This is a genomic window from Streptomyces sp. NBC_00019, assembly GCF_045041015.1.
Lineage (GTDB): Bacteria > Actinomycetota > Actinomycetes > Streptomycetales > Streptomycetaceae > Streptomyces.
The window spans coordinates 10,589,431-10,605,149 of record NZ_CP108302.1; the positions used below are offsets into that span (position 1 = coordinate 10,589,431).

Here is a 15,719-nt window from a genome sequence, read left to right on the forward strand (position 1 = left end):
ACTGTTGTGACGGACGACGAGATCCTTCTCGGGATCGCTCTGACGTTCGCTCTCGCCACCGGATCTCAGATCCTGGCGAGCAAGCTGCGCGTCCCCGCACTGATCATCCTGCTGCCGGCGGGTTTCGCGGCCGGGGCGCTGACGGACGTCATCCATCCGGACAAGCTGATAGGCCCGGACTTCTCCGCACTGGTCTCGATGGCCGTCGCGGTGATCCTCTACGACGCGGGCCTCGGGCTCAATCTGGGCAAACTCACGGGTGGGACGCGATGGATCGTGGGGAGGCTGCTGCTGGTCGGCGTGCTGCTCACGTTCTTCGTCACGGCAGCGGTGGCGCCCGCGATGTTCGACATGCCCCTGCGGGTGGCCGCGATGCTCGGTGTGATCCTCGTGGTCTCCGGCCCGACCGTCGTCGGTCCACTGCTCGACTTCGTCCGTCCGAACGACAAGGTGCGCCGCATCCTGATCTGGGAAGGGACGCTGACGGATCCGATCGGCGGCATCCTGGGCGCGCTCGTGTTCCATGCCGTGGCCACGACGCACCAGGTCGACATCGGCCGGGGGCACCAACTGGGTCAGTTCGCGCTCAGCCTCATTGTGGGCCTGGTCGGGGGAGCGGTGGCGACGGCCGTGCTGTGGCTGACGCTGCGCACCCTGCGGCTGGGCGAGACCCTGGGAACGCTGGCGCAACTGGCCACGGTGATCACCGTGTCCGCGGTGTGCGACGTCGTCCGGGACGACACCGGGCTCATCGCCGCGATCGTGGCGGGTCTCGCCGTGACCAACATCCGCGGCTTCGACATTCCGGCCCGACGGCCCTTCTTCGAGACACTGGCCCAACTGATCATCGGTCTCTTGTTCGTCTCCATCTCCGCCAGCGTCCCTCCCGCCTCCGTGACGCCCGTGCTGTTGCCGGCACTGGGCCTCATCGCTCTGCTCGTCCTGATCGTGCGCCCCGTGATCGCCTTCGCGTCGACCACCCGGTCCGGCCTGACCCTCGGGGAGCGGGCCTTCATCGGATGGATGGCACCGCGAGGCATCGTGGCCGCGGCGACGGCCTCGGCATTCGCAGCGGGCCTCGTCGAACAGGGGGAACCCGGGGCATCCCGCATCCTTCCCGTCACCTTCCTGGTGATCGTGGGCACCGTCGTGCTGTACGCGCTGACCGCGGCGCCGGTGGCGCGACGGCTCGGCATCGTCGAACCCGGGGGACATCGGATCCTGCTGGTGGGCGGGGAGCCATGGGTGGTGGACCTGGGAAGGACGTTGCAGAGCGCCGGCCTGGACGTACTGATGTGGGCGGGGGGCGACGCGGAACGAGAACGCATCGATGCCGCGGGAATCGAGCTGGCCACCGGTGATCTGCTGGCCACGGCCACCAATCCCGGGGCGAGGCTGGAGGGTGTGACGGCCGTCTTCCTGGCCACCGACGACGACGATTTCAACGCGCTCGCCGCCGTGGTGATGCAGGACAGCGTCGAAGGCCCCGTGTACCGGGTGGGACCGCCGCACGGCGGCCATGGCGTCGTGGCCCCTTACACCGGCGGCGACATCCTGTTCGGCACCGCGCTGGTTCGCCACGTCCTGGCGGCACGCTACGAGCTGGGAGCCCGCTTCGTGATCAGGCCCGGCTCGGCCCCCCTCCCGGAGGGCCACGACACCCTGTTCGTCGTCCGCGCCGACCGGCGGCTGGAGCCGGTCACCGACAAGCGGCAGGTCATCCCGGGGGAGGGCGACCAGGTGGTGCTGCTCGGCTCCGCTTCCTCCCAAGGTTGAGCGTCGAAGGGCAGCGGAGCCGGCGTTTCACCGGTTTCCCTATGCCGTCACGCGCTTGCTGTTGAGGGTCGCGTCGAGGGTGATGGCCGCATCGATCAGCGCCAGGTGGGTGAAGGCCTGGGGGAAATTGCCCAGTTGACGGCCTGTCAGGGCGATCTCCTCGGAGTACAGGCCCAGATGGTTGGCGTAGGTGAGCATCTTTTCCAGCACCAGTCTGGCCTGATCCGTGCGACCGGCCCGCGCCAGGGCATCGACGTACATGAACGTGCACAGGGAGAAGGTCCCTTCGGTGCCGCGCAATCCGTCCGGTGACGCTTCGGGGTTGTAGCGGTAGACCAGGCTGTCGCTGACCAGTTCACGGTCCATCGCGTCCATGGTGGACTTCCACATCGGGTCATCGGGCGTGATGAAGCCCACCGTCGGCATGCGCAGCAGCGACGAGTCCAGCACATCGTCACCGTAGTGCTGCACGAAGGACTGCTTCTGCTGATTCCATCCTTGGTCGAGGACCTGCGCATAGAGGTTGTCGCGCTCGGCCATCCAGCGGCCCCGGGCCGCCGGGCGCCCGTCGTCGTAGGAGATGCGCAGGGCGCGGTCGAAGGCCACCCAGGACATCACTCGGCCGTAGGTGAAGTCCTTGCGGCCGCCGCGGGTCTCCCACAGCCCTTCTCCGGGCTGGTCCCAGTGGCCGACCAGCCAGTCGAGAAGGGTGTGCAGCGCGGTCCATCCCCGGGTGTCGAGGTGGATGCCGTGCTGGTGCGCGAAGTAGATGCTGTCCAGCGCCTCGCCGTAGATGTCCAGTTGCAGCTGGTCCGCGGCTCCATTGCCGATGCGGACGGGGGCGGAGCCGCGGTAGCCCTCCCAGTGCTTCAGCTCCTCCTCCACCAGGTCGGACGAGCCGTCGACCCGGTACATGATGTTCAGCGGCCCGGTGCCGTTGCCCTGGCCGGCCTCTTCCTTCACCCGGTTGTGGAGCCAGCTGATGAACGCCGTCGCCTCTTCTTTGAAACCCAGGCCCAGCAAGGCGTACACGGAGAAGGACGCGTCGCGGATCCAGGTGAAGCGGTAGTCCCAGTTGCGCTCGCCGCCCAGCTGCTCCGGCAGCGCCGTCGTGGGGGCGGCGACCAGGGCGCCGCTCGGCGCGTAGGTCATGAGCTTGAGCGTCACGGCCGAGCGTTCGACCGCCTCGCGCCACCGGCCTGTGTAGGTGGACTGGCTGAGCCATGAGCGCCAGAAGCGGACCGTCTCGTGGAACAGCTCCTCGAATTCCGCGAGCCGAACCTCGTGGGGCGGCCCTGCGGGCGATGACTCGATGACCAGGCCGCGTTGTTGTCCCGCCTGCAGGGTCAGGGTGAAGCGGAGGTCCTTGTCGCCCGAGAGAGCGTTCAGGAGTCGCTCGTCGTGCGGCTCCCGGACGGCGTGCACGGCGAGGTCCATGTCCTCCGAGCTGAACAGGGCCCCGTGCTCGGTGATGTGAAGCTCGTGCGGCTTGCGGCCGTAGTCGAAGCGCGGGGCGATCTCGCCCTCGAACGTCATGCTGCCGCGCACACAGCGCAGCATGCGGACCAGCCGGTGGCGCGGCGTCGCCGTCGTCCCGGTCACCGGCATGAAGTCGACGACCTCGCCGGCGCCGGCCTCCGTCATGAAGCGTGTCACCAGGACGGCGGTGTCGGGGTGGTACAGCTGCTTGGTCTCGTAGTCGCTCGCGGCCGGTCGGACGGTGAAGTGGCCGCCTTTGCGCCGGTCGAGCAGAGCGCCGAAGACGCTGGGTGAATCGAAGCGTGGACAGCAGAACCAGTCGATCGTGGCGTCGGTGGTGACCAGGGCCGCGGTCTGCAGATCACCGATCAGCCCATGGTTCTCGATCAGGGGATAGTCGTCCATCGTGAGCCCCTTTCGGCCTGCGCCGACAAGGATCGGGATCCGCCTGAGCGGCCTCGTAGGGCTCCGCACGCGGCGGCGAGAGAGGTCACCGGTTAGGCAGCGCGAGGGCGGATCCGGTGCCATCCGTCAGCTTAGGCCTCTGACGTCGCGCCGTCCTGCCGAGCGAAGTGCCGCCGGGGCGCCATGGCACTGCCGCTGCACTCCCCAGAGAACGGCCCTACCGTGAGAGACAGCGGTCCCGCAGACCAAGCCAGGCGCTCCAGCGCGCCCATCAGTACTGGGCTCCTCCGGCAAAGGGGCGTGAGGTGAAGATCGTGGCGTCCTGGGCGACCAGATTCAGGGTGCGGCAATACATCAAGTCCAGCCTGTGGATCGTCCCGCTGCTCGGTCTCGCCCTGGGCGGCACTCTCGCCGAATGGGCCATTGCGGCCGACGGAACGGGGTGGCCGCCCAGCGGCTGGCATTATTCCGCGAGTACGGCGAGCGGCGTGCTCACCGCCATTGTCGGGGCGATGGTGGCGTTGCTGGGGTTCGTTGTCACCATCGGTGTCCTCGTCGTCCAGCAGGCCACCGGGACACTCTCTCCTCGCTATATGCGCCTGTGGTACCGCGACCGTCTGCAGAAGGCGGTGTTGGCGACCTTCACCGGGACCTTCGCGTTCGCCTTCTCCTTGCTGCGCAGCATCGAGGACGACTCCGTGCCCGACCTCGGGGTCACCCTGGCCGGCGGAGCGGTGGCCATCAGCCTGGTGCTCCTGCTCGTCTACCTGAACCGGTTCACGCACAGTCTGAGACCGGTGGCCATCGCCGACCTGGTCGCACGCATGGGGCGAGCCGTTTTCCGCCGTGGCGCCGTGGAGATCCGCGGCGCGGCGCCGAACTCGAACGAGGCCGTGCCGTCCGGGACCCCGGTGATGCGGATTTGTTCCGAACGCGGCGGCGCCATCCAGTCCTTCAACGTGGCCGGGCTGGTCGCCGAGGCGACGCGTCGCGACTGCGTCTTCGTCGTCACCCGGCTCATCGGAGACTTCGCACCGCCTGGTGCGGTCCTCGTAGAGGTCCACGGCGGCACGTCGCAACCCGACCCGGAACGGGTGACCGCTCTGGTCGCCCTCGGGGCCGAGCGCACGATCGAGCAGGACCCCGCCTTCGCCCTCAGGATCCTCGTCGACATCGCCATCAGGGCCCTTTCCCCCGCGGTGAACGACCCCACGACCGCGGTGCAGGTGCTCAACTACATCGAGTCGTTCCTGCACATGGTGCGCACAGCGCCCCTGCCCGGTCGCTATGTTCTGGCCGATCGCCAGGGGCATCCCCGGCTCGTGCTGCTCGGGCGGGACTGGGAAAGCTACCTTCAGCTCGCTCTCTGCGAGATCCGCGACTACGGAGCATCGTCGGTGCAGATCTGCCGTCGGCTCCGCGCGTTGCTCGACGGCCTGCTCGATACCCTTCCGCCAGAACAGCATCCCTCCGTGCGAGCCGAGTTGAGTCTGCTCCAGGAGTCGGTCGAGCGGGAGTTTCCCGACGCGGCCCGGCGCGCTGTCGCCGAGCAGGCCGACCGACAGGGCATCGGCGGGCGCTACCCCTCGCAGAAGTAGGCAGTTCGAAGGCGATCCCGTGGGGATCGACGGGGCCCGGGCCTCGTGGGTATGCAGCCGGGCGAGTCCGTCCTTGGGGACGGACTGGGCCATTCCTCGGCCGACGCGGCAGCAGTACGGGGTACGGCCCGGCTCCCCATGGACTCCGACAACCGGAGCGGGCCCTGAGCGCCGACGTGATCGGGGAGATCGCCATCCGCGGGCAGGCCGCGTCAACCGGCCCGACGCGACGGCCGATGCTCCGCACGGGCGGCTTGGCCCGTCGTGAGGCTGAGGGGCGATTCTCTTGTCAGCCGCGCCGACGACCGTTCATTCGCGGCGGCTGGACCTCCTCCGCGCGAGGCCGAGGAGGTCCAGCACCGTCGTGGGGCCGCGTCACTGCCGGCAGCGAACCGGGTCAGAGGGGGCGTTCATCCGACCGGCCGTATGCGGCCGTGCGGCTCCGGCCGGTGTCCGTCCGTGGAGCCACGACGTCGGCCCCATGAGGGCACGCCTCAAGGGGCCGACGTCGTGGCTCCGGTCGCGGGACCTGCCGGGAGCGCCTTTGCTGGACTGGCGGCGGTTGCTCCGTCGCTCTCGGTCACCCTCGAAGTTTCCTCGCAGGAGATCCGTATGGAAGCTCAGCCCAGCCGGCCGGATCCGTCACCCGGCACGCCCTCTCCGCATGCACAGAGGGACGAGTTGGCGGATCTGCAGCGCCGCATCGCTGAGCTGGAGGGCGGCGGGAGACCGCGCCGGCATCGCTGGCGGTCGTTTCTGTCCGCCGTGCTGGTGGTCCTGGCCGCGCTGCTGTCCGTGCTGTCGGTCCTCGCGGTGTGGGCCAACAGCATGGTCGAGGACACCGACCGCTACGTCGACACCGTCGCGCCGCTCGCCGCGGACCCGGCGGTGCAGACGGCGGTGACCAATCGAGCCACGACGGTGATCCTCGAGAAGATCGACGTAAAGGCCCTGGTGGCGGAGCTCTCCACAGCAGTCCAGCAGGAAGGGACCCGTCCCGCCGCCGCGAAACTGATCGGCGAGCTGAACGGCCCCATCGAGAACGGACTCAAGGCATTGGTGAGCACCACGGTCCAGCGGCTCGTGTCGAGTTCCGCTTTCGAAACGCTGTGGACGGACGCCAACCGCGTCGCACACCGGTCCTTGGACAAGGCGCTCACGGGCAAAGGCGGCGGCGCCGTCACCCTGAAGGACGATCAGGTGGCCATCGACGTCGGCCCCATCGTGGAGCGGGCCAAGAACGAACTGGTGAAATCCGGCTTCTCCCGCGCCGGGCGCATCCCGCAGGTGCACAGCGACTTCGTCGTCTTCTCCTCGGAAGAGCTCGCCAAGGTCAAGACGTACACCCGGATTCTGCAGATCGTCGGCTCGTGGCTGCCGGTGATCACCGTACTGATCGCCGCCGCAGCGGTTTTCCTGGCGGCCCACCGGCGGCGCGTCCTGGTGGCGGCGGCGCTTGCCGTGGCCTTCGGCATGCTGGTTCTCGGAGTGAGCCTGACCGTCTTCCGCGGTATCTACCTCGACCGCCTGCCGGCCGGGATGTCGCAGGACGCGGCGGCCGCCGTGTTCGACGCGCTCGTCAGATTCCTGCGGGCCACCGTCCGTGCGGTGGCCGCCGTCGCCCTGGTCACAGCCTGCGGTGCCTTCCTGACCGGGCCTTCGCGCGCGGCCGTCACGATCCGGCAGGCGTGCGCCAGCGGCATCGCATCCATGCGCGGGGTCGCCGGCTCGGCGGGCCTGCGGCTCGGCGCGACGGGCCGCTTCGTCCATCGCCACAAGCGCTGGCTCGGCGGGCTGATCCTCCTGATCGCGCTGATCGTCCTCGTCACCTGGTCGTATCCGAGCACGGTGGTCGTGCTGTGGATCGTGGCCGCGGTCCTGGCCGCCTTCGCCGTGCGCGAGTTCCTCGACGAGGCCGACGACACGGCGGACGGGACCAGGCGGGATGGCGGCGAGAAGGAACCGCAGCCTTCGTGAGCACGCCACAGGAAGGCGACCGGGGCCGCCGGCTGCGCCCGCACCGCGTACGCCTGCTCCTGCCGCTCCTGCGTTCCATGGCCGCGGTGGCAGCCTCCACCTTGGCGTACTACCTGCTCCCCCTGGACCGTGACCTGGACCAGCACACCGCCACGGTGCTCGGCATGGGCCTGCTGGGCATCGGCGCACTGCTTGCCCTGCAAGCGGTGAGCATCATCGGTTCGCCGCATCCTCGGCTGCGCGCCATCGAGGCGCTGACCACTGCCGTTCCTCTCTTTCTGCTGCTGTTCTCGGCCACCTATTTCCTGTACGCGCAAGAGCAAGGAGCGCACTCCTTCTCCGAACCGCTCAGCAGGAACGACGCCCTGTACTTCACGGTGACTGTCTTCGCGACCGTCGGCTTCGGCGACATCGTGCCCGTCTCGCAAACAGCCCGAGTCCTGACCACGTGCCAGATGGTGGCCGACCTCATCCTCGTAGGCATGATCGCGAAGGTCATGGTCGGGGCGGTCCGGCTCGGCCTGGAGCGACGTCAGTCCTCGCCCGCGCCGGAGGAGCGTGCACCTTGACTCCTGACCCTGGTACCGAATCCCCTGAATCCCCCGAAGCCGACCGATTGCGCGATCTGCTGTGTACGCCCGCATACCGCAAGCTCCTGATCTTCAGCGCACTGATCGGCATTCCGATCTCGCTGGCGGCCTTCGGGTTCCTCGTCGGCCTGCACGAGCTGGAGCACGCGATCTGGGCGGACCTGCCGAAGGCCTGGGGCTGGGACACCCCGCCAGCCTGGTGGCCGCTGCCGCTGCTCGCCGTCGCCGGGGTCCTCGTGGGGCTGGTGGCGACTCACCTGCCCGGCGCGGGCGGTCACGTCCCCGCGTACGGCCTGAAAGCGGGTGGCGCCTCGGCGGCGGCGCTGCCAGGAGTGATCATCGCTGCGGCTGCGAGCCTGCCGCTCGGTGCCGCCCTCGGCCCGGAGGCACCTCTGATCGCCCTCGGTGCCGGTCTGGCCATGCTGTTCCGGCATCTCGTCCGCGCCCCCGCCACCCCGCAGAGCACCGCGTTGCTGTACTCGGCAGGCGCGGCGGCAGCCATTGCCGCCATCTTCGGCAATCCGCTCATCGCCGCGGTCCTTCTGATCGAAGTGGCGGGCGTGGGCGGTCCACAACTGTTCATCGTGATGCTCCCCGCGCTGCTGTCGAGCGGCGTCGGAGCCGTGGTGTTCACGGGCTTCGGACGCTGGACGGGCCTTGAGACCGGCAGTCTCACCGTCCGCTTCCCCACGTCGCCCCCGCGTCTGGACACCGGTGATGTGGTGTGGTCGATCGTGCTGGCGGCAGGCGTCGGTGCGCTCCTGCACCTGGTGATCATCGTTGGTCGGCTGATCGCCGCTTTCGTGGCGGGTTCCCCGTTGGTCAGGACGGTGACCTGCGCGGTCGCCGCAGGGGGCTGTGCCGCCCTCTACGCGGTCATCACGGGCCGCACCCCGGTCGAGGTCGCCTCGTCCGGACAGGCCACGCTGGCCGGACTTGCGGCCGATCCCCATGCCTGGGGCGTCGGTGCACTTCTGGCCGTCCTGCTGTTCAAATCCGTCGCGTACGCCCTGTGTCTGGGCAGTCTCCGCGGCGGCCTGGTCTTTCCCGCGCTCTTTTTGGGTGCGGCGGCAGGAGTGCTGCTCGCGCCGTTGCCGGGCCTCGGGGTGATCCCCGGTGTCGCTGTCGGCATGGCCGCGGCGTCGGCAGCCGCCCTGCGGCTTCCGGTCAGCAGCGTGGCCCTGGTGGTCCTGGTGCTCGGCAACTCCGAGACGATCCCCGTGGTGATCCTGGCGTCCGTGACGTCCTTCGTCACTGCCGAGTTGCTCCCGAAGGGACCGTCGGCCGCTACGCGCCGCCCACGTGAGAAGGCCGCCGCGCGCCGCCTACAGGAGAAGGCGGCGGGCGGCGCGTAGCGGGAGGGCCTTCGATCGGACGCCGAGGAGGTTCGTCCGGTTCAGAGTGCGAGGATGCGGCTCTTCTGGGCTGCGAACTCAGCATCGGAGAGCACCCCTTGCTCCTTGAGCTGAGCGAGCTCCTTCAACTGAGAGATCTTCGTGTCCATCGACGCCGCGGCCGCCGGCTCGGGTGCGGGTGCCGGAGCGCTGGAGGCCGGCGCTGCAGCGGCAGGCTGCCCGTAGTCCTGCTGCGCCCATCGGCCGGCCTGGCGTCGTGACACCCGGTTGGAGACGGCGGTGGCGGTACCGGAGATGACGGCGGTGCGGGCGACCCCGCGGAGCAGACCAGGCATGACAGGTGTCCTTGTCGTCGGGCGGGCGTGGGCCGTTAGGAGGCGGACCGGGCCTCGGTGGCTTCCAGAGTCGCCAGGAGGTCCTCGACCGGGATCCTGCCGTTGGCCACCATTCTGGCTCCGCCGCGCCGCAGGGCCGCTGCCAGCGGCGCCGCCCACACGTTCTCGTACACGATGACGCCCGCGGAGTTGCCGGGTTCGAGGACGGCGGCGGCCTCCTGGAGGTCGTCCTCGCCGAGCAGGCCCGAAGAGGCGCCTTCGAACACGGCCAGGTCGAGTTCCCCGTCGCCGTCCATGTCGGTGAGCTGGAGCGCTCTGATCGAGCCGTCCTCGTCCTTGCGGACGAAGGACAGGTCGAGGACACGGATGATGTGCCGATCGACGAGGTCGAGTAGGAGCGGCAGGCCTTCGCCGGTCATGCGATTACCGGGGAATTCCAGGATCAGGTAATCGACAGGTCCCACCTCGGGCAATGCGTCGACGTTCATACCGAACTCCTTGCCTGGTGGCCTGCTGCCTCCGTCGGCGCGACAGGCGCGCCCCGCCGATCGTGCTCATTTCCGCCTTCAATTCCAACACCGCGGGACCTCGCACGCACCTTCGGGCGGCCGTGGGCCAGTGAACTGCTCACCGGTTGGGCGGAGAGCTGGGTCTGTCCCGAGCGGGTGGAGGGCCCGAGCCGCTTCGTCAGCTGACGGAGAACTGACTGAAGCTCGCGGTACGACGGCCACCGTGTCGTCGCGGCCGCCTTCATACTCGATCAGGTTCCGGTCAGTCAGCCCGTCCTGGCGGGAGGCCGGGGCCTATTGGCGTCCAAGGTTCGCGGTGCACGAGCGAGGTCCTGCCACGCCTGCAACCAGGTCTCTGCATGCTCATGCCGTGCCAGTACCGGCCACCTGGCTACGAGTGTCGATGCGTTGGTCAAGCCGTTCCCCAGGTTCGTGGACGAAGCCGGGCTACAGGATCACCCAGGCTGATTCCACGTAACTTTTAAGGTCTCCAGACGGTGCTGCACCGGCGATGGGTTGTCGGTACTCGCCACCGATGACACGCCCCCGGACGGCACGCGTTGCTCGCCAGACGGCGCGGAGCATGGTGGGGGACGCGATCGACAAGGGAGCTGTGTCAGATCTTGATGACGGGTGCCTGTCCGCCGCACAGCGCGGTGAGATCCCCGGGGTTGGTTCGCGGCGAGAGCGTAATGGGGCCCCGGGCGGCGAGAGAGGTCGTGCGGAGCATCACGTCGAGACGTATTTGTGGCCGGTGCAGGCTGGCGCAACTGCGCGGACGCGGACATAGCGATGACCGCGGCGGGCGTGGCGACGGCCGGCACGGCCGCCATTCCTGTGGACGAGGTACGGTGCCATCGCGACGCCATGGCAGAAAACCGGTGGCTGATGATCCGCGCACGCACAGGGGCAGGCGGCCGCGCCGAGCTGTGACCTCGGAGGAAGCCGGGGAGACTGGGACCTGGTCAGGCCACAGTGATGCTGTCGTCGAGGTAGACGTCCTGGACGGCGTGGAGGAGTTCGATGCCCTCGTCGGTGGGCCGCTGGAAGGCTTTGCGGCCGGTGATGAGCCCGGTGCCGCCGGCCCGCTTGTTGATCACTGCCGTCCGTACGGCCTGCGCGAGGTCCCCTTTGCCGGCCGAAGCACCGCCGCTGTTGATGAGCCCGACCCTGCCCATGTAGCAGTTGGCCACCTGCCAGCGGGTGAGGTCGATCGGGTGATCGGTGGTGAGCCTGTCGTACAGGAGCTTGTCGGTTCTGCCGAAGTCCAGTGCGGTGTAGCCGCCGTTGTTCTCCGGCTGCTTCTGCTTGACGATGTCGGCCTGGATGGTCACGCCGAGGTGGTTGGCTTGCCCGGTGAGGTCGGCCGACACCGAGTAGTCCACGCCGTCCTTCTTGAACGCCGGGTTGCGCAGGTAGCACCACAGTACGGTGAACATGCCCAGTTCATGGGCCCGCGCGAAGACTTCGCTGGCTTCCTGCAACTGGCGGTCCGACTGCTCCGAACCGAAGTAGACCGTGGCGCCGACACCGGCCGCACCGAGTTCGAAGCACTGCTCGACATTGCCGAACATGATCTGGTCGTAATGGTTCGGATAGGTCAGCAGCTCGTTGTGATTGAGCTTCACGATGAACGGGATCTTGTGCGCGTAGCGCCGCGACACGGCCCCCAGCACGCCGAGTGTGCTCGCGACCGCGTTGCAGCCGCCCTCGATGGCGAGTTCGACGATGTTCCGTGGGTCGAGGTAGCGGGGGTTCGCGGCGAACGCCGACGCCGCGGAGTGCTCGATGCCCTGATCGACCGGGAGGATCGACACGTACCCCGTGCCGGCCAGACGGCCGTGGTCGAAGAGGGACTGCAGGTTGCGCAGCACCCGGGGCGAGCGGTCGGTTGCGGCCACGGTCCGGTCGACGAAGTCATGGCCCGGCAGTACCAGGTCTTCCTTGGGAATTCCTTGGGCGGCATGAGCCAGCAGGTACTTGGCCTCGTCGCCTAGCAAGGCTTGGATGTCGGTCATAGGCTCGCCTCTCCGGTCGTTCGAATTGCCGAGGGGCGAGGCCCGCGGATTGCCGAGGAGTGAGGCCCGGCTTCCCGTAACCGCCGGCCCCATGTACGTCCGTACGTGCACGCCTGTTCGGCGTCTTGACGGCTTCAGCGGCGACGCGGGCACAGCCGTGATCATCCATGCCCCGGGCCAATGCCCCCTCCCCGCCGGGAGCACCAGCGGTCTTGCCCGGTAGTGGTGCCCATGGGGCTCAGGCGGGTGTGTAGGTCAGACAGTCGACCTCGGTCTGCTGGTAGCCCACGGCGATGCCGGGGGCGCGGCATTCGAAGTCGATGTTGTGCCGGCAGTCGGACATCTTGCAGGCGCCGACCCGGCCGGTGGCGGACCGGTCGCCGCCCTTGGCCGGGGAGGTGAAGAAGGTGTCGCAGTGTGCGTGCAGGATGTCGCCCACGGTGATGGCCAGAGCGTGACAGGCGCGGTCCCGGTTGTAGGCACAGTCCTCGACCGCGCACTCGGTCACGACGGGCATTTCCATGGCGGCAGTCTCCGGGTGTCGGTGTTTGTCCGGCTCGTCGGCGGCGACCGGTGAGCGGCTGACGTGAGCGTGGGCCCAACAGGTCCATCGTGTTCGTCGGCGCCACCGACGGCCAGCGGGCTGCCGCCGAACGGGACACCACGCGTGAGCCGTCCTGCGGACCCTGAACGGATGTGGCTGCGATGCGCGCCGCCAAGACCTGCGTGGAACCCGCATCGGGTCCGGGCGCCTGAGCGATCCTGCCGTGGAACAGTGGAGAGGAGGAGACACGAGCCGTGTGACGCCCGCGGAGGTGCACCGGGCGAAGGAGGACACGATGAGTCACCCTGTGCTGGCGGGCATCGACGGGTCCGAACGCAGTTCGGCGGCAGCCGACTGGGCGGCGAGGGAGGCCGCGCTGCGCGGCGTTCCGCTGCGCCTGTTCCATGCCTTCCCGCGGCTTCCTGGCCCCGCCACCGTGCCGGGTCCGGCCCTGGACAGGCTGCATTACATGGGTGCGCAGATGCTCGAACGCGTGGTAGCAGACCTCGGCGACCGCTACCCGGATGTCGAGGTGCGGGGCGAGCAGGCCGATGACGCCCCCGCCGCGGCTCTCCTCGTCGCGGCCCGCGCTGCCGGGCTCCTCGTCGTCGGCACACGGGGGACAGGCGGTTTCGACGGGCTCGCGGTCGGCTCGGTGGCCCTGCGGATGGCGGCAGCAGCCCCATGTCCTGTCGTGTTGGTCCCCCAGCGGCCCGGCGCCTTCAGAGAAGGGGTGCATGCGGCGCGCGGCGCTGCCCGGGTCGTGGTGGGGTTCGACGCGCATCGCCCGGTCGGTGAGGTGGCGGACTTCGCGTTCTCGGCCGCTGCGGCACGCGGAGCACCTCTGCGGGTGGTCCAGGCATGGGCCTTTCCTGCCGAGGCCGTCTCTCCGCGGACGCTGGTGGTGACCGGGGAGGACCGCGCCACGTGGGAGGACCAGGAGGTCTTGCAGCTCTCCGACGCGCTGCGCGTTTGGCAGGAGAAGTACCCCCGTGTGACGGTCCGCACCGATGTCGTGCTGCTCCACCCCGCGGAAGCGCTCTTGAACGCATCCGGGGATGCGGCCCTGCTCGTCGTGGGCCGCCGCACCGACCCGCAGGCGGCCGAAGGCCGACTGGGCCCGGTCACGCACGCCGTACTACACCACGCCGACTGCCCGGTGGCGGTCGTACCGCACGCCGGATAACGGCCGCCCAGAGGGCTGGCGGCGGATCGGCAGGACCGACAGCGATCCGGTGAGCGCCGGGGCCGGTCAGCCGAAGAACACCTCGAACTCGTCGTACAGCGACGGATCGACCAGCTTGGTCTGCGCCGTGGCATCGGCGAGGGGGACGCGGACGATCCGGGTGCCCTGCAGGGCGACCATGACGCCGAAGTCACCGTCCTTGACCGCGTCGATGGCGTGCAGCCCGAAGCGCGTGGCCAGCCACCGGTCGAATGCGCTCGGGGTGCCCCCTCGCTGGATGTGACCCAGCACCGTGGTGCGGGCATCCTTGCCGGTGCGTTCCGAGATCTCCTGGGCCAGCCACTCACCGATGCCGGACAGCCGCACATGGCCGAACTCGTCCAGCGACCGATCCTTGAGGATCATCTGCCCCTCTTTGGGGACGGCCCCTTCGGCTACGGCGACGATCGGCGCATAGTTGATCTTGAATCGGCTCTTCACCTGATCACAGACCTGATCGATGTCGAACGGTCGCTCCGGGATGAGGATCACGTTAGCGCCGCCCGCGATGCCGGCGTGCAGGGCGATCCACCCGGAGTGCCGCCCCATCACCTCCACCACCAGGGCGCGCATGTGTGACTCGGCAGTGGTGTGCAGACGGTCGATGGCCTCGGTCGCGATACCGACGGCTGTGTTGAAGCCGAAGGTGTAGTCGGTGCCGGAGACGTCGTTGTCGATGGTCTTCGGCACGCCGACCAGGTGGATCCCCTGCCGGCTCAGCTCGGTGGCCACACCGAGCGTGTCCTCGCCGCCGATCACGACGAGCGCGTCCACGTCGTGCGTGGCAAGGGTGTCCTGCACGCGTCGCAGCCCGTCCTCGTGCTTGAACGGGTTGGTGCGGGAGGAGCCGAGGATGGTTCCGCCGAGGGGGAGAATCCCCCGCACGCTGGAGATGTCCAGCGGCATGACATCACCCTGGAGCAAACCGAGCCAGCCGTCCCGTACGCCGACGAAGTCGAAGGCGTATTCCTGGACGCCTTTGCGGACGACACTGCGGATCACGGCGTTGAGGCCGGGACAGTCACCGCCGCCGGTCAGTACTCCGACCTTCATGGGCTTACTCCCATCCGCTGGTCACCCCGCCTGTTTGCGGCCTTCTCGGAGATCGAAAACCGCTGTCGGGGTACGTAATCGCCTGCTACCAGCCTCCCTCCGTTCGATCCACAGTGGCCACTCGACGGACGCCGGATCCAGGCAGCTCGCTCGTGGGGACTTCTGCCCGGCCCTCGAGGCGGCCTGGACCCGCTGGACAGGTGCGGGCCGTGTCGGAGGGGCGACCTGTGTGACCGGGCCCGGGACAACCCCGTGCGGAGCAGAGCACGCTGTCCTCACCGGAATCGGCGTCGGTGAACAGACGGAAGCCGTAGTCCATCGACTCCATCTCAAAGACCGCCTCGTGCGGTGTTTCCATGCGGGGTGAAGGACTTGTGGCGGACGACCTGCCGTTCCTCCGCGGGCCGCGGGCCGCGGGTAGTGGGTAGTGGTCGGGGCGGTGGATGGGTTCATCGCCGTGCCGCCACTTGTTCGGGCCCGGATGCCGGGCATCCGGCCGCAGCGGGGCTCCCAGTGCTCGGCCAGCCGGGCGGGCTGTTCTGCCAACCGGTCCTGGGGCAGGTCGACGGACTGTGTGGCGGCCTGCCCTGCGACGTGCGCGCGGGCCAGCCAGCCGTTGATTACCAGGCGCCTTCCAAACACTCCGCCCAAGTTGCTCCCGTGAAGGGTCCGCCTCGCACCGTTCCGATCAGCAAACAGGCCGCATTCTTGCTCGGAGAGGCTACTCACGACGGCAAGGAGTCCGCTGCTCGCCCTACCCCCACGGGCTAGAGAGGCCGCCTACCGGCAGGTTCTGGGTCTGCTGCTGGTACACCCGTGGCGGCTGCGTTGATCTGCGAAAACGAGAGTGCTGTC

Annotated in this window: 13 protein-coding genes; 6 read left to right on the forward strand and 7 right to left on the reverse strand. The window is 68.9% G+C overall.

All coding sequences use genetic code 11. The features are described from left to right. Positions 1 to 6: 6 nt before the first annotated feature. Positions 7 to 1,776: a cation:proton antiporter gene (locus OHU89_RS49175; protein ID WP_405653024.1), complete on the forward strand. Its 1,770-nt coding sequence runs from the start codon at positions 7 to 9 to the stop codon at positions 1,774 to 1,776. Positions 1,777 to 1,815: 39 nt separating this feature from the next. On the opposite strand, the gene OHU89_RS49180 is transcribed toward OHU89_RS49175, so the two are convergent. Continuing rightward, a complete protein-coding gene (locus tag OHU89_RS49180) occupies positions 1,816 to 3,660 on the reverse strand; it encodes a glycoside hydrolase family 15 protein (RefSeq protein WP_405653026.1) in 1,845 nt (614 codons plus the stop codon). Between the two features lie 305 nt (positions 3,661 to 3,965). Between OHU89_RS49180 and OHU89_RS49185 the strand changes: the two genes are divergently transcribed. The 4 genes from OHU89_RS49185 to OHU89_RS49200 all read left to right on the forward strand — a co-directional run bounded on the left by OHU89_RS49185 (position 3,966) and on the right by OHU89_RS49200 (position 9,180). After that, positions 3,966 to 5,258 (forward strand): DUF2254 domain-containing protein, encoded by a 1,293-nt coding sequence (locus OHU89_RS49185; RefSeq protein WP_405653028.1) that lies wholly within the window; start codon positions 3,966 to 3,968, stop codon positions 5,256 to 5,258. A gap of 612 nt (positions 5,259 to 5,870) precedes the next feature. Next, positions 5,871 to 7,235 carry a hypothetical protein gene (locus tag OHU89_RS49190; protein WP_405653030.1) on the forward strand — a complete coding sequence of 455 codons (1,365 nt, stop codon included), beginning with the start codon at positions 5,871 to 5,873 and terminating at the stop codon, positions 7,233 to 7,235. After that, on the forward strand, positions 7,232 to 7,804 hold the full coding sequence (locus OHU89_RS49195) for a potassium channel family protein (protein ID WP_405653032.1): 573 nt from the start codon (positions 7,232 to 7,234) through the stop codon (positions 7,802 to 7,804). Before OHU89_RS49190 ends, OHU89_RS49195 begins: the two co-directional genes overlap by 4 nt. Next, entirely contained in the window at positions 7,801 to 9,180 is a 1,380-nt protein-coding gene (locus tag OHU89_RS49200; protein WP_405653035.1) for a chloride channel protein, read from the forward strand. Before OHU89_RS49195 ends, OHU89_RS49200 begins: the two co-directional genes overlap by 4 nt. A 41-nt stretch (positions 9,181 to 9,221) precedes the next feature. On the opposite strand, the gene OHU89_RS49205 is transcribed toward OHU89_RS49200, so the two are convergent. The 4 genes from OHU89_RS49205 to OHU89_RS49220 all read right to left on the reverse strand — a co-directional run bounded on the left by OHU89_RS49205 (position 9,222) and on the right by OHU89_RS49220 (position 12,565). Next, positions 9,222 to 9,515, reverse strand: coding sequence for an SHOCT domain-containing protein (locus OHU89_RS49205; RefSeq protein WP_405653037.1), 294 nt, complete (start codon positions 9,513 to 9,515; stop codon positions 9,222 to 9,224). A gap of 35 nt (positions 9,516 to 9,550) precedes the next feature. Next, positions 9,551 to 10,003 (reverse strand): DUF6325 family protein, encoded by a 453-nt coding sequence (locus OHU89_RS49210; RefSeq protein WP_405653039.1) that lies wholly within the window; start codon positions 10,001 to 10,003, stop codon positions 9,551 to 9,553. Positions 10,004 to 10,989: 986 nt separating this feature from the next. After that, positions 10,990 to 12,042, reverse strand: a complete 1,053-nt coding sequence (locus OHU89_RS49215; RefSeq protein ID WP_405653041.1) for a class I fructose-bisphosphate aldolase — start codon at positions 12,040 to 12,042, stop codon at positions 10,990 to 10,992. Positions 12,043 to 12,280: 238 nt separating this feature from the next. Continuing rightward, on the reverse strand, positions 12,281 to 12,565 hold the full coding sequence (locus OHU89_RS49220; protein WP_405653044.1) for a DUF1540 domain-containing protein: 285 nt from the start codon (positions 12,563 to 12,565) through the stop codon (positions 12,281 to 12,283). 316 nt (positions 12,566 to 12,881) lie between these two features. Here OHU89_RS49220 and OHU89_RS49225 point away from each other — a divergent pair, with 316 nt between their 5' ends. After that, entirely contained in the window at positions 12,882 to 13,772 is an 891-nt protein-coding gene (locus OHU89_RS49225) for a universal stress protein (RefSeq protein ID WP_405653046.1), read from the forward strand. 66 nt (positions 13,773 to 13,838) lie between these two features. On the opposite strand, the gene OHU89_RS49230 is transcribed toward OHU89_RS49225, so the two are convergent. Both OHU89_RS49230 and OHU89_RS49235 read right to left on the reverse strand, forming a co-directional pair. Then, positions 13,839 to 14,864, reverse strand: coding sequence for a 6-phosphofructokinase (locus OHU89_RS49230; protein ID WP_405653048.1), 1,026 nt, complete (start codon positions 14,862 to 14,864; stop codon positions 13,839 to 13,841). 85 nt (positions 14,865 to 14,949) lie between these two features. Then, positions 14,950 to 15,222, reverse strand: coding sequence for a sigma 54 modulation/S30EA ribosomal C-terminal domain-containing protein (locus OHU89_RS49235; protein WP_405653050.1), 273 nt, complete (start codon positions 15,220 to 15,222; stop codon positions 14,950 to 14,952). Positions 15,223 to 15,719 lie beyond the last annotated feature (497 nt).